Origin of the sequence: Micrococcus sp. KRD012 (genome assembly GCF_017168555.1) — a bacterium.
Classification (GTDB): Bacteria; Actinomycetota; Actinomycetes; order Actinomycetales; family Micrococcaceae; genus Micrococcus; species Micrococcus luteus.
Window position 1 is genome coordinate 37,775 of the sequence record NZ_JABFBB010000018.1, and the last position, 20,755, is coordinate 58,529.

Below are 20,755 nucleotides of genomic sequence, written 5' to 3' on the forward strand. Positions count from 1 at the left end.
GGTGCGGCCGGGGCGAGCGGTGCGGAGAAGTCCATGCCCACCAGTGTCGCCGATCACACGGGACGGAACGCTCGTCGGCCGGTCCGATGACGCGCCCGGCCCCGTCCCTAGACTGGCGGCCATGACCTCCCCGGACCCCGCTGCGCCGCGCCCCCGCGTCCACGTGCTCACCCTGCGCCCGGATGGAGCCCGTGAGGACACCGCCCGCCGCGTGGGCGCCGTCCTCGCCGAGGCCTTCGCCACGGACCCGTACACGCTCGGGCTCGTGCCCGAGGACCGGCGCGGGCCCCGCCTCGAGCGCAAGTTCACCGCCGCCGTGCGCCAGGGGCTGCGCGCGGGGGCCGACGGCGCCCCGCTGGGCGCCGTGGACGTCGCCGTGGACGCGGCCGACGGCACGCTGCTCGGCGCCGCCGTGTGGACCTCCCCCGCCGCCCCCCGCGGGGTCGACGTGCCGGGCCTGCTGGCGGGGCTGCCCACCGCCGTCGCCGTCCACGGCCGCCACACCCTCGCCCTGAAGCGGATCCAGGCCGCCTGCGAGCGGGCCCGCCCGGCAGGCCGGCACTGGTACCTTGAGGAGGTCGGCACCGTCCCGTCCGCCCGCGGGCGCGGGGCGGCGAGTGCGCTGGTGCGCCACGGCCAGCGCCGCGCGTCGGGTCTGCCCGTGCACCTCGAGGCGTCCGTGCCCGCCACCGTCCCGTTCTATGAGCAGCTCGGCTTCCGTGCGACCGGCCACGTGCCCGTGCCCGGGGGCGAGCCCCTGACCTGCCTGCGCTGGGAGGCCTGAGATGAGACACCCGATCCCCGACTACCTGGCGAGCCTGGTCACCGAGCTCGGCGCCGTGAACCCGGGCGAGACGGCCCAGTACATCCCCGTGCTCGCGGAGGCGGACCCGGACCGCTTCGGCATCGCGCTGGCCACCCCCACCGGGCGGCTGCACTGCGCGGGCGACGCGGACGTGGAGTTCACCATCCAGTCCGCGTCCAAGCCGTTCACGTACGCGGCCGCGCTCGTGGACCGGGGCTTCGCCGCCGTGGACCGGCAGGTGGGGTTGAACCCCTCGGGCGAGGCCTTCAACGAGCTCTCCCTCGAGGCGGAGTCGCACCGCCCGGACAACGCCATGATCAACGCCGGCGCGCTCGCGGTGCACCAGCTGCTCGTGGGACCGGAGGCGAGCCGGAAGGAGCGGCTGGACCGGGCCGTGGAGATCATGTCCCTGCTCGCCGGGCGTCGGCTCTCGGTGGACTGGGAGACGTACGAGTCCGAGATGGCGGTCTCGGACCGCAACCTCTCCCTGGCGCACATGCTCCGCAGCTACGGGGTGCTGCAGGACTCCGCCGAGGAGATCGTGGCCGGGTATGTGGCGCAGTGCGCCGTGCTCGTCACCGCCAAGGACCTCGCTGTGATGGGCGCGTGTCTGGCGACCGGCGGCATCCACCCGATGACGGGAGAGCGGATGCTGCCGTACATCGTGGCGCGGCGCGTGGTGTCCGTGATGACCTCCTCCGGCATGTACGACGCCGCCGGGCAGTGGCTCGCCGACGTCGGGATCCCGGCCAAGTCCGGGGTGGCCGGCGGTGTGCTCGGCGCGCTGCCGGGCCGCGTGGGGATCGGCGTGTTCTCGCCGCGCCTGGACGAGGTGGGCAACTCGGCGCGCGGCGTGCTGGCGTGCCGCCGCCTCTCCGAGGACTTCCGGCTGCACCTCATGGACGGGGACAGCCTGGGCGGCACCGCCGTGCGCTTCGTAAAACGCGAGGGTGACCGCGTGTTCGTGCATCTGCAGGGCGTGATCCGGTTCGGCGGTGCGGAGGCGGTGCTGGACGCGCTCACGGACCTGGACACCGGGGCGGAGAAACCCGGCACCGGGTGGGACGCCGCCGTCTACCCGCGGTGGCAGGAGGCCGCGGCGGACAGCGCGGCGCTCTCGGCCGCGACCGGCGGCGGGGCGGTGCACGAGGCCGCCGCCGTGGCCGCCCGAGATGAGAACGACGGGCCCATCCGCACCGTGGTGCTCAACCTCACGCGGGTGGACCGGATCGACGACGTCGGCCGACGGCTGATCGCCGAGGGCGTGCGCCGGCTGCAGGCCGACGGCGTGCGCGTGGAGGTCGAGGATCCGGAGCGCATCCTGCCGCTGGAGGAGGCCGGCGCCCACTGAGGCGGCGGGGCGGGCAGGAGGGGGGCGCGGCGGTGTTCTCCGTCTCGCCCCCTTTCGTTCAACTGCTGTTCATGTGAGAATGGGCGGTCTCATCCCTTGACCCCGCCGTTCGAGGACGACCCCCCATGCCCCTTTCCACCCTTTCCACCCTCCGCGTCAGCCTGCCCTCCGTCCGCCGCACCCGCCCCGCCCCGCAGGGGGTCCGTGAGCGGATCGCGCACGCCGTCGTGTCCCGGCTGCAGCCGCGTCCCGTGCCGCCGGTGGACCGTCGGAGCCGCCTGGCGTGGCAGGTCTCGGGGGCACTGCCGCTGATCGGGTGCCTGACCTCGTTCCCCATCGGGATGTCCAAGGACTCCATGGTGATCCCGGGCGTCGGCTATCACGGCGGGTTCCCCGCGGGCTGGTCCCACGCCCTCAACCAGCCGGCGTACTTCACGTGGCTGTCCAACGCGCTGGTCGCGGGCACGTCGCTGACGCTGGCCGCGCGTCGTGAGGCGCCCACGTCGGACGCGTTCTGGGCCGTGCGCACCGCCGGCCTCGGCTCGGTGCTGGTCACGGGGATCGTCTACAACGCGGTGCTGCGCGGCCGCGAACAGGACACCTTCCTCTACCGGTTCAACGACGCGCTGCAGCACATCGTCAACCCCGTGCTCGCCCCGGCGGTGTGGGCGCTGTTCGACCCCCGCGGGCAGATCACGCCGCGGCGCGCCGGGCTGGCCTCGGTCATCCCGCTGATGTGGGCGGCGGCGACCATGGCGCGCGGGCCCCGCATCGACTGGTACCCGTACCCGTTCCTCGACGTGCCGCGGCTTGGCCGACGCAGCGTGGGCGTCGTGCTCGCCGGGATCCTGGCCGGCTTCACCGGGCTCATGGGCGTGCTCGGCACCGTGGACCGCCGCCTCGGCCCGGCCTGAGCGAGGGCGGTCCCCGGCGCTTTCGAACGTGAGATTGGGCCTATCTCACGTTCGAAAGCCCCCATTCGCCCCCTTTCACGTTCGAAAGCGCGGGTGGGCGGGGCCGACGACGACGGCGGCGCGTCAGTCGCCGCGGACGGCCTCGGCCACGGGCACGTCGCCGTCCACGAAGTCGATCTTCCGGCCCACCGTGCCCGGCTCATTGAGCACGGCCACGATCGCCCGGGCGACGTTGCCGCGGCTGGCCTCACGCTGCGGGGCATCGGAGTCGGAGAGGTCCGGGTCCACGGTGATGCGCCCGGACGGCTCCTCGTCGGTCAGGGCGCCGGGACCGAGGATGGTCCAGGCCAGCCCGGAGTCCCGCAGCGCCTCGTCCGCCTCGGCCTTGGCCTGCGCGTAGGTGTAGAAGGGGTCGTCCTCGGGCACGTCGTGGTGCAGGGACGCGCCGAGGTAGGACACCATCACGTAGCGCCGCACGCCCGCGGCCTCGGCGGCGCGCATGCTGGCGACGGCGGCGTCGTGGTCCACGGCCCGGGTGCGCTGGGCGTCCCCGCCGCCCGCGCCCGCGGAGAACACGACGTTGTCCGCGTCGCGCAGCGCGTGGAGCAGCTCCTCCTGGTCCGCCTTCTCGATGTCCAGGACGAGCGGTTCGGCGCCGGCGGCGCGGACGTCCTCGGCGTGATCGGGGTTGCGGATGATCGAGACGACGTCGTGGCCGGCCTCCGCCAGCAGAGGTGCGGCGAGCAGGGCCACCTTGCCGTGGCCGCCGATGATCACGGTGCGGGTCATGGGAATCTCTCCTTCGGTTCGATCGGGTGCTGAACTCCCACAGTAGGGAGAGCCCGACGCCGGTGCGAGGGCGGAGCGGCGCTCCACCACCCCACTCCTCAGCTCTCCGCCTGGCCCTCCCGCCAGTAGCCCATGAAGGAGACGTGCTTCTTCGGCACGCCGCCGGGGCCCACGCTGAGCCGGCGCAGGGCGCGCACCATCGCGGACTCCCCGGCGAGGAACACGTAGGCCTCGGGCCGTTCGTCGGCCTCGAGGGCGGCGACGGTCCACTCGCGCTCGACGGAGGCCGCGGGCGGCGCGACCGGCCCGCCGGCGTCGTCGGGGTCCACGCCCAGCAGGGCGGCGAGGCGGGCGTGCGCCCAGGACCCCGACGGCGCCCCCGGCGCCCGGCGGCCCACGTGCAGGCGCACGCGGCCCCGGTCCGCCAGCTCCGTCACGGCCCGCCAGTCCCACGGCTCGGGGACGGCCAGGCGCTCGGCGATGAGGTCGGCGGCCTGCCCGTCGTGGGGCAGCTCGAGCACGAGGTCCGCCTCGCCGTCGAACCCGCCGAACGGGTCCGCGAGCTCCTCCGCCACGGACACCAGGGCGGGGACGGCGGTCTCGTCGCCCACGGCCAGCACACGGTGCGCCCCCGTCTGCCGCCAGCCGGACCACGCCGGCGCCTCCGCCGAGGGCACCAGCACGTTCACCGCGTCCCCCGCCTGGACGGCGCGCGCCCAGCGCAGGCCCGGCCCCTGATGCGGGTCGGCGGGGTCGTCCGGGTCGCCGTGCAGCACCACGTCCACGGTCAGCGAGGGCACCTGCCGCCCGTCGAGCCGCACGAGCCCGGCCGAGCGCACCGTGTACGTGCGCATCCAGCCGCGCTCCTCCTCGGGGATGGCCAGGAACCCGGCGCGGAACCCGGCGGACAGGTCCGGGTCCGCCGACGTCCCGCCCGGCGGGGGGATCAGCAGCTTCACATAGGCGTCCCGGCGCGGCCGCGCGCCCCGGTACAGGGCGTGCAGGTCGGCGACGCCGGGCGGCAGCAGTCCCAGCAGGTCCCCGCTGGCGGCCTCCAGGTCCGGCCCCGCCAGCACGATCCGCCGGAACCCGCGGCACGGCTGCTCCACGGACACCACGCGCGTGTGCGCCACGATCATGCCGTCGGCGCTCATCGGCGGTCCCCGTTCCCGCGCGGCAGCACCACGGGGTGGCCCAGCAGCGGATCGGCCACCACGTCCGCGTCCAGGCCGAACACCTCGGCCAGCACCTCCGGCACGATCACCTCGCCCGGCGTGCCCTGCGCCACCACCCGGCCCGCGGCCATCGCCACGATGTGGTCCGCGCTGCGCGCCGCCAGGTTCAGCTCGTGCAGCACCGCGACGACGGTCGCCCGGCCCCCGCCGCGCGGGTCCGGGAGCGCGCGCACCAGGTCCAGCACCTCCACCTGATGGCTGAGGTCGAGGTAGCTCGTGGGCTCGTCGAGGAGCACCACCGGGGTCTGCTGGGCGAGCACGAGGGCGAGCCACGCCCGCTGCCGCTGCCCGCCGGAGAGCGTGCCGGCCTCGCGGTCGGCGAGCTCCACGAGGTCGGTGCGCTCGAGCGCCGAGGCGATCGCGGCGTCGTCGCCGGCGGCCCGGCCGCCCAGGAGCCCGCGGTGCGGGTGACGGCCGCGCGCCACGAGCTGCGCCACCGTCATGCCCTCGGGCGCCACGGGATGCTGGGGCAGCAGCGCCACGGTGCGGGCGTAGTCGCGCGCGGACACGCGGGCGGCGTCCCGACCGAGCACCTCGATGCTCCCGGCGCGCGGGGCGAGCTGGCGGGTCAGGCCGCGCAGCAGCGTGGACTTGCCGCAGCCGTTGGCGCCGATAATCGCGGTGACGCGCCCGGCGGGCACGTCCAGGTCGAGGTCCTCGACGATCGGCGGTGCCGAGGCCGGGCCGTAGCCGAGCGTCAGGCCGCGCAGGCGGATCGCGACGTCGTCGGCGGCCCCGGCGCGCGGTGCGGCGGGGGACGGGACGGTGAGCGGGGGAGCGGTCATGCGGGGCGCACGCCTCCTGGGGTCCGGCCCTGGCGCAGCAGCAGCCAGAGCATGAGCGGGGCGCCGGCGGCGCCGGTGAGCACACCGGTGGGCAGGGCGGCGCCGGTGAGCAGGGGGACGGCCTCGCCGGCCACGAGGTCCGCGAGCAGCACGAGCGCGGCGCCCGTGAGCGCCGCCGCGGGCAGGGAGGGCAGGCCGCGGGTGAGCCCGCGCGCCACCGGGGTGGCCAGCAGCGCGACGAACGCCAGCGGTCCGACGACGGCGGTCGCCACGGCAGCGAGCACCGCGCCGAGCCCCAGCGCCGCGGCCGAGGTGGGGCGCGGCCGGGCGCCGAGGGCGTGCGCGAGGTCCGGGCCGACGTCGGCGGGGGCCAGCCGCGCGTGGAGCACCCCCGCCAGCGGCAGGGCGACCACGAGCACGCCCGCGAGCAGCGCGATGCGGCCCCACGTGACGCCGTTGAGCGAGCCGGCGATCCAGACGGTGGCCGACTGCAGGTCGTGCTGGGCCAGCGAGAGCATGGCCCCGGCCACCACGGCCTGGCCCGCCGCCGCCACCGCGATGCCGGCCACCACGAACCGTTCGCCGCCCACCGAGCGGGCCGTGGCGAACACGGCGGCCACCGCCGCGAGGCCGCCGATCAGTGCCGTGGCGGCGCGCGTCAGGTCCGATGCGCCGCCGGTCTGCCCGGCGGTCGCCAGCATCCCCAGCACGACCGCCGCCGCGGCGCCCTGGGTGACGCCCAGGATGTCCGGCGAGGCCAGGGGGTTGCGCAGCGTGCGCCGGTAGAGCGCGCCGGCCGCGCCCAGGGCGGCGCCGGTGAGCACTGCGGCCACGGCGCGGGGCAGCTTCTCCTCCAGCACGATGAAGCTCGCTCCCGGGATCGTCTCCCCGCCCAGGATCCGCACGAGGTCCGGGACGGTCACCTGGTACGTGCCCCACACCACGCGCAGCAGGGCGAGGACCAGCACGGCCACGGCGAGGCCCGCGCAGGCCCCTCCGAGGCGGCGCCGGTCGGCGCGGCGCAGGCGGGCGACGACGTCGTCCGGGGCGGTGCACTGGAGGCTCATGCGGCCACCCCCGGGCGGCGCAGCAGCGCCAGCAGCACGGGCACGCCGAGCAGGACGGTGGTCACCCCGAGGTGGATCTCCCCGGGCGCCACGACGAGCCGCCCGGCGAGGTCCGCGAGGATCACGAGGACGGCGCCCCACAGGGCGCAGCCGACCATCAGGGCCCGCGTGCTCGGCGGCCGCAGACGGCGCAGCGCGTGGGGCACGAGCAGTCCCACGAACCCGACCGGCCCGGCCAGCGCCACCGCCGCGGCCGTGAGCAGCACGACCGCGCCCAGCAGCACCGCGCGCACCCGCTCCGGGCGCCCGCCCAGGCCGTGCGCGAGGTCGTCGCCGAGGGCGAGGGCGTCGAGCCCGGGGGCCACGGCGACGGCGGCGAGCAGCCCGACGGCGATGACGGGTGCCAGGGCGAGCGCCTCGCCGAGGTCGGCGCGGGCCACCGTGCCCACGGCCCAGAACCGCAGTCGGTCCTGGACCGTGGGGGAGAGCACGAGCAGCGCCGTGGTGCCGGCGGTGGCGCCGGCGGTGATCGCGGCGCCGGCCAGCACGAGCGCCATGGGGGAGGGGGCGCCGGGTGTCGTCCGGCCCCTCCGCGTGGCGGCCGCCGCCACCGCGTAGCCGAGCGCCGCCGCGACCAGCGTCCCGACGGCGGCCAGCGCCAGCACCCCGAACGTGGAGCCGGCGACGCCGAGCGCCATGCCCGCCGCCACGGCCAGCCCCGCGCCGGCGGAGAGCCCGAGCAGCCCCGGGTCACCGAGCGGGTTGCGGGTGGCCCCCTGCAGGGCCGCGCCGGCCACGGCCAGCGCCGCCCCCACCAGCGCCCCCGTCACCACGCGGGGCACGCGGGAGGCCACGGCCGCCGCCTCGATGCCCTCCGGCACGGGGTGTCCGGTGAGGACCGCGCCCAGGGTGTCGAGCGCCGTCGTCGCCGGCACGGTGCGCGCGCCGAGGGCGACGCCGGCCACGAGCGCCGCCAGCAGCAGCGCCGCGGGCAGGGCGCCCATCAGCACGCCCGCGCGGACGCGGGCCGGGGAGGCCAGGGCCGTGGACGGCATGGGGAGGGATCAGCCCTGCGCGGTCTTCGCGGCCTCGGCGATCGGCGGGACGACCTTCTCGAGCGCGAACGGGATGGACAGCGGGGAGATCGCGGAGACGGAGAGGACCTCCTGCTCGTCCGTCTGCAGGACGAGGGCGCCGGCCTTCACGGCCGGGATCGAGCCCAGCAGGGGGTCGGACTCGATGGCCTCGCGGACCGAGTCCTGGGCGGCCCAGGAGACGAACACGTCCGACTCCAGCTCGTCCGCGCGCTCGGGCGACCACGTGAAGAAGAACGCCTGGTCCTCCGGGGAGTTCTCCGTCACCACCGGCGCCTGCTCCATGCCGAGCAGCTCGAGGAACTTCGGGCGGTTGTCCACGTCCGTGTAGATGCTGATCTGGTCCGCGGCGGCGGGGTCGATGGTGCCGTAGACGAAGGACGCGCCCTGGAGGTCCGCGTGCTTCTCGCCCGCGTCCTTGATCTGCTGCTCGAGGTCCGCGATGAGCTCCTCCGCCTCCTGCTCCTTGCCGAGCACGCGGCCGATGACCTCCGTGGACTGCTGCCACGAGGTGCCGTAGGCGGGGACGTCCTTCGGGTAGGCCACGGTGGGGGCGATCTTCGAGAGGCGGTCGTAGTCCTCCTGCGTGATGCCGGAGTAGACGGCGAGGATGACGTCCGGCTTCACGGCGGCGATCGCCTCGGCGTCGATGCCGGAGGCCTCGGACCACTGCACGGGCTTCTGGGCGCCCTCGGTCTCGGCGAGCTTCGCGTCGAACCAGTCGGTGGACTTCTCCGCGTTCCCCCCGAACTCCACGGCGGCCATGCCCACCGGCACCACCCCGAGGGCGAGGGTCACGTCCTGGTTCACCCAGGACACGGTGGCCACGCGGGTCGGGCGCTGCGGGATCTCGGTGGTGCCGTAGACGTGCTCGATGCTGCGGGGGAACGCGGCGTCCCCGCCCGCGGCGTCCGACGACGACGCACCGGCCGACGAGGACGAGGCCGAGCCTCCGGCCGGGCCGGTGGAGCACGCGGCGAGCAGGAGGGTGAGGCCGACTCCCCCGCCGGCGAGGAGGGAGCGGCGGGACAGGGGGGACGGTGCCATGGTGGTGGCCTTTCACGGTCGCGACGCGCGGGCGCCGGGCGGAGGGGGTCGGGTCTGCGGTCGGAGGATGCGTCGGCCCTGCCGGGCCGGCATTAACAAACACTGACGTGAGGTAACTCCGGAAGGTTAGGGCAACCTAACGCCTCTGTGCAATCCCGGTGAGGGGCGTCGTCGGGGGAGGTGGGCGGGATACGGTGGCCTGGTGAGCCAGAACCCCCTCCCCGCCCCGCGCGGCGACGCGCAGCGCGGCGCCGCCGACCACCACGACCGGGTCTCCGCGATGTTCGACGCCATCGCCGGCCGCTACGATCTGATGAACGCCGTCATGACATGGGGTCAGGAGCCGCGCCTGGTGCGCCACACGGTGGCGCGGGCCAACATCCCCGCGCAGGCCCGCGTGCTCGACCTGGCCACCGGCACCGGCGACCTCGCGTTCGAGGTGCTCAAGCGGCACCCCGACGCACAGGTGGTGGGCGCGGACATCGCCGCCGAGATGATGGAGGTCGGCCGTGCCCGCGCGGGCGGGGACCGCATCGAGTGGGTCGTCGCGGACGCGACAGACCTGCCGTTCGAGTCCGGCTCGTTCGACGCCGTGACCCACGGCTACCTGCTGCGCAACGTCGCGGACATCCCGGCGACTCTCGCCGAGCAGTTCCGCGTGCTGCGCCCCGGCGGCTGGGTCGCGGCCCTCGAGACGTCGCCGGCGCCGGACAACGTGCTCAAGCCGTTCTCCTCCTTCTACATCCACCGGGTGATGCCGCAGCTCGCGAAGCTGATCGCCGACCGGCCCGAGGCCTACGCGTACCTGTCCTCCTCGACGAAGGCGTTCCACACGCCGGACGAGGTCGCGGACCTCTTCGCCGAGGCCGGCTTCGTGAACATCGGCCACGAGACCCACATGTTCGGCACCCTGGCCACGCACTGGGCCATGAAGCCGGTCGACTGACGCCGGCCACGCGGCGCGGCGTCAGCACAGGGCGGCCCCGGTGGCGCCGCCGGATGCGTCAGGGCTGTGACGAGTCACGCTGATGTCCGCGTTCCGAGAAGACTCTGGGCCGACCCGGCTGGTCCGCGTAGCATGGGGCTCCGTCGAGGGGGGATCCGCGCACCCCCCGGCCTCCGGTCGCCGCCCGTCCGCCATCCCCCGGAACGGCGTCGCCCCTCCGTCGCGAGGCGCTCGTCCCCCGCAGCCCGCGACGTCCGCGTGGGCACCGTGAACCGTCTCTTGAACGTAGAGGAACCTTGTGAGCCCCATCCAGAGCACCACCGGCCCGTCATCCATGGCGGAGCTGAAGAAGGTCCTGCCCGAGCTCTCGCACCCGGACGGCGCGCCGGTGCGGGTGCTGGTCGTGGACGACGAGCCGATGATCGCTGACCTGCTCTCCATGGGCTTCACCCTCTGCGGCTGGGAGGTGATCGTGGCCCACGACGGCGCGACCGCCGTCGAGCTGGGCACCGCCGGCCGGCCGGACCTGGCGATCCTGGACGTCATGCTGCCGGACATGGACGGCCTGGACGTCCTGGAGCGCCTGCGCGCCCACTGGTCGGAGATGCCCGCCATGTTCCTCACCGCCAAGGACGCGACGGAGGACCGCGTGGCGGGCCTGGCCGCCGGCGGCGACGACTACGTGACCAAGCCCTTCTCCATGGAGGAGGTGCTGATCCGCGCCCACCGGCTCGTGCAGCGCTCCGGCGTGGTCTCGGGCGGCTCCGAGGTGCTCGTGGTCGGCGACCTGGTGATGAACACCCGCACCCACGAGGTGACCCGCGGCGGCGACGAGATCGAACTGACCGCCACGCAGTACAACCTGCTGAAGTTCCTCATGGCCAACGTCCGCACGGTGCTCTCCAAGGAGCGCATCCTGCAGGACGTCTGGGGCTACGACTTCGGCGGCCGCGCGAACATCGTCGAGCTGTACATCTCCTACCTGCGGAAGAAGATCGACGCGGATCGGGATCCGATGATCCACACCATCCGCGGCGCCGGGTATGTCATCCGGCCTGCCTGAGACCGCCGCGGTCCCTTCGGGGCACGGCAGCACCCGCCGCAGGCGGCCCACGTCGCTGGCCCGCCGCATCGGCGCCGGCGTCCTTCTGATCCTGGTGGCCACCATCCTGGCCTACTCGTTCTTCGCGACCGGCATCACGAAGGCCCTGCTGACCGAATCCGCCTCTCGGGATGCCTCCGAAGCGTGGATCCGCGCCTCGGAGCAGCTGACGGCCCCCTCGCCGGGCGGAGGGGGCGACGCCCGCCCCGGGGAGGGGTACCTGCGCGCGCCGGGCACCCTCGGCCAGCCCGAGGGCACGGTGGTCGCGCTCGTCCCGCTCTCCGGTCTGGAGGCGCATCAGCAGGACGCCCTCACCGGGCACCGGGTCGGTGACACCGGGCAGTCCGTACCGCTCACGGCGCGGGAGGCCCACGACCTCCTGCACGCCGTCCGGGACCGGCCGGACGGGCCGATGCTGGACGCCGTCGTCGGCGACGTCTCCTATCGCGTCCAGGCCCAGACCCTGACCGCGCCGGGCCCCTGGGTGGCCGCGGACCAGGTGCTCGTGGTGGGGGCGCCGACCGGCGCCATGTCCGACGTCGCGCGCCAGGCGCTGGTCGCGGTCGCCGTCGGACTGTCCGTCACCGTCCTCACCACCGCGATCCTGGTGAACCTGTGGCTGCGTCGGGGCCTGGCCCCGCTCAGCGAGGTCGCCGCCGTCGCCGAGCGGGTCGCCCAGGTGGACATGGCCCGCGCCGGGCTCGACCCGGAGGACTCACGCATGCCGCCTCGGCTCCTGCAGGGTCCGGACGAGGTGGCCGTCGTCGCCCAGGCGCTCGACCGGTTCACCGGCTCGGTCGAGGCGGCCCTGGAGCAGCGCCGCGTGCAGGAGCAGCAGATGCGCCGGTTCATGGCGGACGCCTCCCACGAGCTGCGCACGCCGCTCGCCTCGGTGCGCGGCTACGCCGAGATGATCGCGATGACGGAGGAGCTCTCCGCGACCGGCCGGCGGTCGCTCGACCGGGTGCTGTTCCAGGCCGACCGGATGGCCGCCCTCGTGGACGACATGCTCCTGCTCGAACGGCTCGAGTCCGTCTCGCGCGGCCGGGCCATGGGCCTGGAGCCCTCCGAGGAGGTGGCGCTGGCCGAACGGGTGGATCTGTCCGAGGTGGTCCTCGAGGGGGTGATGGACGCCCGCGCGGCGTGGCCGGACCACACATGGGTGGTGGACCTGCCCGAGGGGGCGGAGCCGGGCACCCAGCGGTCCGTCACCGGCGACCGGTCGCAGCTGGCCCGCGTGGTCGGCAACCTGCTCTCCAACGCGGCCAAGCACACCCCCGTCGGGACCACCGTCACGGCCTCCGTGCGGGAGGACCGGCCCCGGCCCGGCCTCATGCTCGTCAGCGTCCACGACGACGGCGGCGGCATCCCGGCCGACCGACACGCCACCCTCTTCCACCGCTTCGTCCGCGCCCCCGGGAAGGGCCGGTCGAGCGCCCCGGGCACGGAGCCGTCCACAGGTCTGGGGCTGGCCATCGTGCGCTCGATCGCGCGCAGCCACGGCGGGGACGTGACCGTGGCGTCCGAGGACGGGTGGACGCGCTTCGACGTCGTCGTGCCCTGCACCCCGGGGCGCGCCGGGCCGGGGGCTGCGGGCTCCTGCTTCGGCTCCGCCCGGGCCGGCCGGCCCTGACCCCGGGACGGCAACCGTTGACGTACCCCCACCCCCCTGTACGTACGGTGCCTGTGTATGACCGAAAGGGTCGTCCGGGACTTCCGGCCGATCCACCCCGACGCCGGTCGGCGAAGGCCGCCGGTGAGAGGAGCACGAACATGACTGACATCCGCCGAACCGCCACTGCCCTGACCCTCGCCGCCGCCGTCGTCACCGGCCTCGGTGCCCCCGCCGCCGTCGCGCAGACCACGGCCCCGGCCACCGAGGCCGCCACGACGGCACCGGCCTCCGAGTCGCCCGCCCCCCAGGAGGAGGAGAAGGACGACAACGGCAACTGGGGCCTGTGGGGCCTGGCCGGCCTGCTGGGCCTGGCGGGCCTGGCCGGCCGCCGCAAGCGTGAGGTGCACGCCGAGCCCGTGCGCCGCGACCACCACGTGGGCGGCGCGCACCGCGACCATGACGTGCACCGCGTGGACGACCGCGCCGGCGACGTGCGCGCCGAGGGCGCGGACACCCGCCGCCCGGGCACCGGCGACGCCCGCTGACCCGACCCCGGCCGCCCCGAGCGGCCCGTGACCGCGACCCCCGCCCCTCCGGCGGGGGTCGCGGCGCGTCCGGGGCGGGTCTCGAATGCGCCCGTCAGTCCGCGGTGTCCCCCGCCGAGGGCGCGGCGCGCAGCACCGCGTCCGTGAGGCGGTCCAGGGCCGCGGTCCCGGCCGTCCAGCGCTGCCAGTGCAGGTGCACGTCGGCCGCGCCGAGGGCCGGGATCGGCTCGAGATCGGGGTGCCGGCCCTCGAGCACGCCCGGCGGGATCTGCACCGAGGGGAGCATGCCCCACCCCAGCCCGAGCTCCACTGCCCGCAGATACGCGTGCACGGACGGCACCAGGTGGGTCGGCGGGTCGGCCACGGGCCGGCCGCGGGTGACGCGGCGCAGCACCGTGTGCTGCAGGCCGTCGCGGGGGCCGTAGTCCACGATCGGCAGCGTGCCGAAGTCGACCCGGCCCCGCGCGTCGCGGTGCAGCTCCAGCAGGAAGGACGCGCACACCGCGTGATAGCGCATCGTGCCCAGCGGGGTGGACGTGCACCCGGCCACGGGCGTGGGGTCGTCCGTCACGGCGGCCACGACCGCGCCGTCCCGCAGCAGGACGGCGGTGTGCTCCTGGTCCTCGGACTGCATCTGCAGGACGACGTCGTCCCACGTCGCCGCCTCGCGCAGCACGGGCTCCCACCACGTGTCGAGGGAATCCGCGTTGAGGGCCACGCGCAGCGGCACGCGGCCGCCGTCACCGCGTCCGAGCGCGGCGAGCGTCTCGTCCTCGAGCGCGAGGGTCTGCCGGGCGAGACGGAGCATGCGCTCGCCGGCCGCGGTCGGCCGGACGGGGACGGTGCGGGCCAGGAGCACCTGGCCCACCTGCCGCTCCAGGGCCTTGATCCGCTGCGAGAAGGCCGAGCCGGAGATCCGCAGGGAGTCCGCGGCGGCGTCGAAGGTGCCGTGGTCGACGGCCGCGACGAGGGCGCGCAGGTGGTCGGAGTTCATGCGGTCCAGGGTAGGGGTCGCCATGAAGGATGTCTTCAGATCCTGAAGAAGATCGCGATGGCACGGACGTGGGACGACTCCTATCCTCGCTCGGTGACCATCTTCGCCACCGGATTCCTGACCTACCTCGCCCTCATCGTCGCCATCGGCGCGCAGACCCTGTTCCTGCTGCGCCAGATCGTCCGACGCGACCGCGTGTGGACCGTCCTGACCGTGTGCTTCGTGGCCGATGTGGCGCTGCTCGTGCTCGGCGCCGGCGGCGTGGGCGTGGTGGCCGAGCGCTGGCCGTGGCTCGTGCCCGCGTTGACCGTGGCCGGCGTGGTCTACCTCCTCGGGTTCGCCGCGGGTGCGCTGCGCTCCGCCTGGCGCGGGGACCGGACCCTCACCACCGCGGCCGTGGACGCCGCGGGGAGCGGGCACGGCCCCGACCGCATCGACCTCGCGGTCCTCACCGGTGAGCTGCCGCTGATCGACCCGGCGACCGGCCGCCTGGCCGAGCGCGACCGCGAGCCGGCCAGGGCCGGCGTCGGGCAGCACGACGACGGCGCGCCCGGCTTCGGCGCCCCCTCAGGCGGCGGGTCGGTGACGGTGCGGCAGCGCGTGCAGCCGCGCCGCGTGGCGCTGGACCGCCCGCAGACGCCGCTGCCGCGGATCATCCTGCTGGCGCTGTCCGTCTCCCTGGTGAACCCGCACGCCATCCTCGACACCGTGGTGATGATGGGCACCTTCGCGCAGACGTTCGGGGCGGCGAAGTGGGCGTACGTGGGCGGCGCGGTGGCGGCCTCGCTCGTGTGGTTCACCGCGCTCGGCTGGGGCGGCACGAAGCTCGCCCCGTCCATGGACTCGGCGCGGACGTGGCGGGTCGTGGACGCCGTGGTGGGCGTGCTCATGCTGGGAATCGCCGTGAAGGTGGGGCTCACGCTCCTCTGAGCCGCCCGGGGGGGGATGATGGGGGCATGAGTCCTTCCCCCTCCGACTCCGCCCCCATCCCGGCCGATGCGGCCGGTGAGGTCATCCGCGTCGCCGCCGTCGTGCTGGCCCGCCCGGACCGCCGCGTGCTGACCGTCCGCAAGGCCGGCACCGCCATGTTCATGTTCCCCGGCGGCAAGCACCTGCCCGGCGAGGCCCCCGTGGACACCGCGGTGCGCGAGGTGGCCGAGGAGACCGGGCTGCGCCTGCGCCCGGACGAGCTGACCCGCCTGGGCGCGTGGGACACGGCCGCCGCCAACGAGCCCGGCGCCGCCCTGCACTCGGAGGTGTTCGCGCTGTGGCGACCCGTCGCCCGGCACGAGGTCCCCGAGCCGACGGACGAGATCGTCGAGCTGCACTGGATGGACCCCGCCGCCCCGGCCGCACCGGGCGGGCACGGCGTGGCCCCGCTGCTGCACCCGGTGCTGGCCGCCGTCGCCGCCACGCCCCCGTTCTGACGTCAGCGCGGGCCGACCGGCCCGCGCTGACGTCCGCCCCGGCCACTAGCCTGGCCCGGTGACGTCGCTGCTCCGCATCCTGCGCTTCGCGCCCCAGCTCCACCGCCTCTACCTCGGCATCGCCGTCAGCTCCGTGCTGGCCGCGGTGCTGGCCCTGGCCACCCCGTTCCTGATCGGTGCGGCCACGGACCGGATCGTCGCCGCCGTCGCGGGGGAGACCGGTGTGGCCGAGGCCGTCACCGCGGTGACCTGGCTGGCGGTCGCGTTCCTCGCCGTCGAGGTGGCGACCACCCTGGTGGTGAGCGTCGGTGGCTACTGGGGCGACTTGATGGCCGCACGCATGCGCACCATCCTCTCCACGCGGTACTTCGAGCAGCTGCTGCACCTGCCCCAGCGGTACTTCGACACCGCGATCACCGGGCGGGTCGTCAACCGGTTGAACCGCACCATCAACGAGCTCACCCAGTTCCTGCAGTTCTTCGCGAACAACGCGTTCACCATGCTCATCACCACCGCCGCGGTGCTCGTGATCACCGCGTTCTACTGGTGGCCGCTGGCGATCCTGCTGGCCGTCGTCTTCCCTGTGTACATGTGGCTCACCGCGCGGACCTCCGCGAAGTGGCAGGTGTGGGAGGGGGAGAAGAACACGGAGGTGGACATCGCCTCGGGGCGGTTCGCCGAGGTGGTCTCCCAGATGTCCGTGGTGCGGGCCTACAACCGGCAGGACCACGAGCTCACCGGGTTCCGCGACCGGTTCATGCGGACCGTGGGGATCACCCGGCAGCAGTCCCGGTTCTGGCACGGCATGGACGCCGGGCGCCGGCTCGCCCTGAACGTGGCCTTCGGCGCGATGTACCTGATCGTGTTCGTCCGCACCGCGCAGGGCCTGTTCTCCGTGGGCGACATGGTGATCCTCCTGCAGCTGATGAACATGGCCCGGCAGCCGATCTTCTCCATGAGCTTCCTCGTGGACTCCGCCCAGCGCGCCGTCGCCGGGTCGAAGGACTACTTCGAGGTGCTCGCCGAGGAGCGCGAGCGGGCCGGCGGGGCGGAGCTCGCGGTGGCGGGCGCGGACGCACCGCGCGCGCCGGCGGAGCCGCGGGCCGACGTCGTGCCGGGTGCGCCGGACGTCCCCGCGGACGTGCCGGCCGTGCGCTTCGACGAGGTCTCCTTCGCCTACGACGCCGACGCCTCCCGCCCCGTGCTGGACCGCGTGTCCTTCGACATCCCGCAGGGTGCCAGGGTGGCGCTCGTGGGCGAGTCGGGCGGCGGGAAGTCGACCATCGCGCACCTGCTGCTGGGCCTGTACCCGGTGACGAGCGGACGCATCGAGGTGTTCGGACAGGACGTCGCCGGGCTGGACCTGGCCGCGCTGCGCGGGCGGATCGCCACCGTGTTCCAGGAGCCGAGCCTGTTCTCCGGGACGGTGCGCGAGAACATCGCCTACGCGGACGCCGACGCCTCCGACGAACGCGTCCGGGCCGCCGCGCAGGCCGCGTACGCGCACCGGTTCGTGGCGGCGTTCGACGACGGCTACGAACAGGTGATCGGCGAGCGCGGGCTGCGGCTGTCCGGCGGGCAGAAGCAGCGGATCGCGGTGGCGCGGGCCGTGCTGAAGGACGCGCCGATCCTTGTGCTGGACGAGGCCACCTCCGCACTGGACACGAAGTCAGAACGGCTCGTGCAGGCGGCCCTCGAGGACCTGATGGTGGGGCGGTCGAGCCTGATCGTGGCGCACCGGCTGAGCACGATCGCGTCCGTGGACCGGATCGTCACGCTGCGCGGCGGGCAGGTGCAGGAGATCGGGACCCCGGCCGAGCTGGCCGCGTCCGGCGGGATCTACGCGCAGCTGCTCGAGCTGCAGAGGGCCGGCACCCAGGAGGCCCGGAAGATGCTGAAGGAGTACGGGCTGAGCGGGTGATCCCGGAATCTTCTGCGGATCCGACCCTTCCGAGCGCTGCGCGGCGGCCCAGAAGGGTCAGATGTGCAACGGATTCCCAGCGCGCGGCAGGACGTCCACGACGACGTCGGCCCGACGCCTCCGCAGGGCCTGTGGACAACCGGGCCCGCCGACGTCGGGAGCGAGCAGGATCGGGGCCATGCGCGTGCCCGGACCCTTCCCCGCCCACCTCCAGGACGCCCCGTTCACGCGGGCGCAGGCGCTGGCCGCCGGGGTGTCCGGGTCGCGGCTGCGCAGCCGGGACGTCGAACGCGTCGCGCACGGCCACTACCGCTGGATCGGCCCCGTCACCGGGGCGACGCCGCCCGCGCGTCCCCTCGCCACCGAGCTGTCCCGGCTGCAGGACCTGGCGGCGATGCGTCCCGACGTCGTGGTGACCGGAGAGTCCGTGGCCCGGTTGCTGGGCTGGCCCCTCCCGGACGACGTGAAGGCCCGGGTGCGTCCTACCGTCCTGCGGTCCCGCACCCGCCGGGTGCTACGGGAGCCCGGCGTGCGCACCCGGCTCGTGGACCTGGACCGCGTCCTCGTGCGGAGGGACCGGCTGCACGGGCTGCGATGGACCTCGCACGCCGACACCTGGTTCCACCTGGCCACCGTCCTGGACCGAGACGCGCTCGTGGCGGTCGGAGATCGGCTGGCACGGGAGGACGAACGGCGGGGGAAGGTCGCGCTGGCCACCCGCCGGGAGCTCGGCGCCGCGCTCGAGCGGCACACCGGCGAGGCCGGGATCGTGCGGGCGCGGGAGGCGCTCGCGCTCGTGCGCACCGGTTCCGACTCCCCGGCCGAGACCGAACTGCGCCTGGCGCTGATGGCCGCGGGGCTGCCCGAGCCGGACCTGCAGATCGAGCTCTGGGACCCGGACTACTCGCTGTGGCACCCCGCCAGCGCGGACCTCGGCTACCGGCGGTGGCGGATCGCGATCCACTACGAGGGCAAGACCCACGACGGCGCCGCGCAGGTCGGCAAGGACACCCGCCGGGACGCGGTGTTCCTGCGTCAGGGCTGGCTCAACATCCGGGTGGCGGGGACGGACCGGTGGCGGGGATTCGTCGAGACGGCGGCGCTGGTGCGGGCCGCGATCGCGGAGCGTGGCGGTCTCGACGCCGGTGGCGCGGAGGATCGTCTGCGGAACTGACCCTTCTGGGGCGGGAGCGGACGTCCAGAAGGGTCAGGGGCGCAGAAGATTCCGGAAGGCCGACGACGGCGCCGCGTCACGCGACGACGCACCGCGGTCGCGCTCTTACCATGACGGGATGACCGCACCGGATCACGCCCCCACCGACGCCCGCCGCGCGGAAGACCGCTCCGCGCGCATCGCCGTCACCGTCTTCCCGCTGCTGGTGCTCGCCGCCGCGCTCGTGGGCTTCCTCGCCCCGACCGCCGCGAAGACGCTGCTGCCCCAGGTCAACCTGTTCCTCGGGATCATCATGTTCGGCATGGGCCTGACGCTGACCCTTCCGGACTTCGGCCTCGTCGCCCGCCGGCCGCTGCCCGTGCTGCTGGGCGTGGTGGCGCAGTACGCGATCATGCCGCTGCTGGGGCTCGGCGTCGCCGTCGTGCTCCAGCTGCCGCCCGAGCTCGCGGCGGGCGTGATCCTCGTGGGCTCGGCCCCGGGCGGCACGTCCTCGAACGTGGTCAGCTACCTCGCCCGCGCCGACACCGCCCTCTCCGTGGCCATGACCTCCGTGTCCACGCTCCTGGCCCCGCTGCTCACGCCGCTGCTCACCCTGTGGCTGGCCGGCCAGTACATGGCCGTCGACGGCGGCGCCATGGCGAAGTCCATCGTGAACATCGTGCTCCTGCCGGTCCTGGGCGGACTCGTCGTGCGCCTGCTGCTGCGCCGCGTCGTCGACCGCGTGCTGCCCGCCCTGCCGTGGGTCTCGGTGGTGTTCATCGCGCTGGTGGTGGCCGCCGTCGTCGGCAACAGCGCCTCCCGCGTGCTGTCGGCGGGCCTGCTGGCGTTCGCAGCGGTGGTGCTGCACAACGGGCTCGGCTACCTGCTCGGCTACGGCGCGGCGAAGCTGTTCCGGCTGCCCACGCCCGTGGCGCGCACGGTCTCGATCGAGGTCGGCATGCAGAACTCGGGCCTGGCCGCGGGCCTCGCCGCGCAGTACATCTCGCCGGCGGCGGCCCTGCCGGGCGCCGTGTTCTCGATCTGGCATAACCTCTCCGGGGCCGTGCTCGCGATGGCCTACCGCCGTTCCGACGGCCGGCGCGCCGCGCAGGAGTGAGGGCCGCGGCGCAGGTCAGCCCTGCGCGGGCGGCTCGTTGATTTGGAACGTGGCCCCGGCGGGGTCCTGCACGGTGGTGACGCGGCCGAACGGGGAGTCCTGGGGGCCGTCCAGGACCGTGCCGCCGTGCTCGCGGATCACCTCGAGCGCGCGGTCCGTGTCCGCGACGGCGATGTACATGCGCCAGTACCCCACCGCGTTCGGCGGCAGCCAGGCCCGCGCGTCGCACAGGCCCGCGGTCGCGCGGTCGAACGGGTGGTTCGTCGCGTAGCGGGGGCCGTCGTGGGCCGCGTCCTCGGCGTCGGCCGCGGTCTGCGTGTCCTCCGGGGCGCCGTCGTCCCCCAGCGGGGTGGGCTGCCAGCCGGCCACGGCGCGGTAGAACTCGGCGGACTCGTCGAAGCGGGTCGTCATGAGCTCGAACCACACGGAGGTGCCGGGGGTGAGCGGCAGGTCATGGCCGGCCAAGGTGCCGGACTGCCAGAAGCCCACCACCTCGTGGCCCGGGCCCTCGGCCATGGCCATCACACCGAGGTCGCCGACGGGCATGGCGTCCACGAGCACGGCGCCGCCGTTCTCCCGCACGGCGGTGAGGGTGGCGTCCATGTCCTGTGTGCGCAGGTACACGGTCCACGCGGCGGGCGGGGCGTCCTCGCCGGTCATCTGCGAGAGCTGGTCGGCGTCCATGGCGCCGCCCACGGAGGCGCCGTCCTTGGTGATCATGCGGTAGTGGCCGAACTCCTCGCCGGAGTCGGTGAAGGACCAGCCGAAGAGGGCCTCGTAGAAGGCCTGCTGGCGGGCGAAGTCGGGGGCGGTGTAGTCGATCCAGGCGCTGTCTCTTATACAAATCT

The 20,755-nt window shown here is 74.8% G+C and carries 20 protein-coding genes; 12 read left to right on the forward strand and 8 right to left on the reverse strand.

Annotated elements, in window-relative coordinates; all coding sequences use genetic code 11:
• The first annotated feature begins 121 nt into the window (after window positions 1-121).
• From J1M37_RS07615 to J1M37_RS07625, 3 genes are all read left to right on the forward strand, one after another.
• A complete protein-coding gene (locus J1M37_RS07615) occupies window positions 122-784 on the forward strand; it encodes a GNAT family N-acetyltransferase (RefSeq protein ID WP_192593815.1) in 663 nt (220 codons plus the stop codon).
• A gap of 1 nt (window position 785) precedes the next feature.
• Window positions 786-2,156 carry a glutaminase A gene (glsA, locus tag J1M37_RS07620; RefSeq protein WP_206452401.1) on the forward strand — a complete coding sequence of 457 codons (1,371 nt, stop codon included), beginning with the start codon at window positions 786-788 and terminating at the stop codon, window positions 2,154-2,156.
• Window positions 2,157-2,281: 125 nt separating this feature from the next.
• A complete protein-coding gene (locus J1M37_RS07625; RefSeq protein WP_206452402.1) occupies window positions 2,282-3,070 on the forward strand; it encodes a Pr6Pr family membrane protein in 789 nt (262 codons plus the stop codon).
• A 123-nt stretch (window positions 3,071-3,193) separates the two neighbouring features.
• On the opposite strand, the gene J1M37_RS07630 is transcribed toward J1M37_RS07625, so the two are convergent.
• From J1M37_RS07630 to J1M37_RS07655, 6 genes are all read right to left on the reverse strand, one after another.
• Window positions 3,194-3,859, reverse strand: coding sequence for an SDR family oxidoreductase (locus tag J1M37_RS07630; RefSeq protein ID WP_206452403.1), 666 nt, complete (start codon window positions 3,857-3,859; stop codon window positions 3,194-3,196).
• Window positions 3,860-3,957: 98 nt separating this feature from the next.
• Entirely contained in the window at window positions 3,958-5,013 is a 1,056-nt protein-coding gene (locus J1M37_RS07635) for a siderophore-interacting protein (protein ID WP_002855412.1), read from the reverse strand.
• Window positions 5,010-5,879: an ABC transporter ATP-binding protein gene (locus J1M37_RS07640; protein ID WP_206452404.1), complete on the reverse strand. Its 870-nt coding sequence runs from the start codon at window positions 5,877-5,879 to the stop codon at window positions 5,010-5,012. The genes J1M37_RS07635 and J1M37_RS07640 overlap by 4 nt, the downstream gene beginning before the upstream one ends.
• Entirely contained in the window at window positions 5,876-6,946 is a 1,071-nt protein-coding gene (locus J1M37_RS07645) for a FecCD family ABC transporter permease (RefSeq protein WP_098094058.1), read from the reverse strand. The genes J1M37_RS07640 and J1M37_RS07645 overlap by 4 nt, the downstream gene beginning before the upstream one ends.
• On the reverse strand, window positions 6,943-8,001 hold the full coding sequence (locus J1M37_RS07650; RefSeq protein ID WP_141843831.1) for a FecCD family ABC transporter permease: 1,059 nt from the start codon (window positions 7,999-8,001) through the stop codon (window positions 6,943-6,945). Before J1M37_RS07650 ends, J1M37_RS07645 begins: the two co-directional genes overlap by 4 nt.
• 9 nt (window positions 8,002-8,010) lie before the next feature.
• The gene (locus J1M37_RS07655; protein ID WP_115165666.1) at window positions 8,011-9,087 is read right to left on the reverse strand and encodes an iron-siderophore ABC transporter substrate-binding protein; all 1,077 of its coding nucleotides are present in this window, start codon (window positions 9,085-9,087) and stop codon (window positions 8,011-8,013) included.
• A gap of 202 nt (window positions 9,088-9,289) precedes the next feature.
• On the opposite strand from J1M37_RS07655, the gene J1M37_RS07660 reads away from it, so the two are divergent.
• The 4 genes from J1M37_RS07660 (at window position 9,290) to J1M37_RS07675 (ending at window position 13,295) form a co-directional block, all read left to right on the forward strand.
• Window positions 9,290-10,033, forward strand: a complete 744-nt coding sequence (locus J1M37_RS07660; protein ID WP_070709041.1) for a ubiquinone/menaquinone biosynthesis methyltransferase — start codon at window positions 9,290-9,292, stop codon at window positions 10,031-10,033.
• A gap of 334 nt (window positions 10,034-10,367) precedes the next feature.
• The gene (locus tag J1M37_RS07665) at window positions 10,368-11,096 is read left to right on the forward strand and encodes a response regulator transcription factor (protein WP_029248286.1); all 729 of its coding nucleotides are present in this window, start codon (window positions 10,368-10,370) and stop codon (window positions 11,094-11,096) included.
• A 94-nt stretch (window positions 11,097-11,190) separates the two neighbouring features.
• A complete protein-coding gene (locus tag J1M37_RS07670; protein ID WP_342345129.1) occupies window positions 11,191-12,768 on the forward strand; it encodes a HAMP domain-containing sensor histidine kinase in 1,578 nt (525 codons plus the stop codon).
• A 140-nt stretch (window positions 12,769-12,908) separates the two neighbouring features.
• Window positions 12,909-13,295 (forward strand): WGxxGxxG family protein, encoded by a 387-nt coding sequence (locus J1M37_RS07675; protein ID WP_036314487.1) that lies wholly within the window; start codon window positions 12,909-12,911, stop codon window positions 13,293-13,295.
• A 94-nt stretch (window positions 13,296-13,389) separates the two neighbouring features.
• Here J1M37_RS07675 and J1M37_RS07680 read toward each other — a convergent pair whose 3' ends face one another.
• On the reverse strand, window positions 13,390-14,313 hold the full coding sequence (locus J1M37_RS07680) for an ArgP/LysG family DNA-binding transcriptional regulator (protein WP_135040394.1): 924 nt from the start codon (window positions 14,311-14,313) through the stop codon (window positions 13,390-13,392).
• Between the two features lie 69 nt (window positions 14,314-14,382).
• Here J1M37_RS07680 and J1M37_RS07685 point away from each other — a divergent pair, with 69 nt between their 5' ends.
• From J1M37_RS07685 to J1M37_RS07705, 5 genes are all read left to right on the forward strand, one after another.
• Window positions 14,383-15,219, forward strand: coding sequence for a LysE/ArgO family amino acid transporter (locus J1M37_RS07685; RefSeq protein WP_342345130.1), 837 nt, complete (start codon window positions 14,383-14,385; stop codon window positions 15,217-15,219).
• A gap of 26 nt (window positions 15,220-15,245) precedes the next feature.
• On the forward strand, window positions 15,246-15,716 hold the full coding sequence (locus J1M37_RS07690; RefSeq protein ID WP_206452407.1) for an NUDIX hydrolase: 471 nt from the start codon (window positions 15,246-15,248) through the stop codon (window positions 15,714-15,716).
• A 58-nt stretch (window positions 15,717-15,774) separates the two neighbouring features.
• A complete protein-coding gene (locus J1M37_RS07695) occupies window positions 15,775-17,637 on the forward strand; it encodes an ABC transporter ATP-binding protein (protein ID WP_049147020.1) in 1,863 nt (620 codons plus the stop codon).
• Window positions 17,638-17,815: 178 nt separating this feature from the next.
• Window positions 17,816-18,811 (forward strand): hypothetical protein, encoded by a 996-nt coding sequence (locus J1M37_RS07700; protein ID WP_049147022.1) that lies wholly within the window; start codon window positions 17,816-17,818, stop codon window positions 18,809-18,811.
• Window positions 18,812-18,929: 118 nt separating this feature from the next.
• Window positions 18,930-19,907, forward strand: coding sequence for a bile acid:sodium symporter family protein (locus J1M37_RS07705; RefSeq protein WP_206452408.1), 978 nt, complete (start codon window positions 18,930-18,932; stop codon window positions 19,905-19,907).
• A 15-nt stretch (window positions 19,908-19,922) separates the two neighbouring features.
• Here the strand turns inward: J1M37_RS07705 and J1M37_RS07710 are convergent, their stop codons facing one another.
• Window positions 19,923-20,753 (reverse strand): VOC family protein, encoded by an 831-nt coding sequence (locus J1M37_RS07710; protein ID WP_206452409.1) that lies wholly within the window; start codon window positions 20,751-20,753, stop codon window positions 19,923-19,925.
• Between the last annotated feature and the right edge of the window lie 2 nt (window positions 20,754-20,755).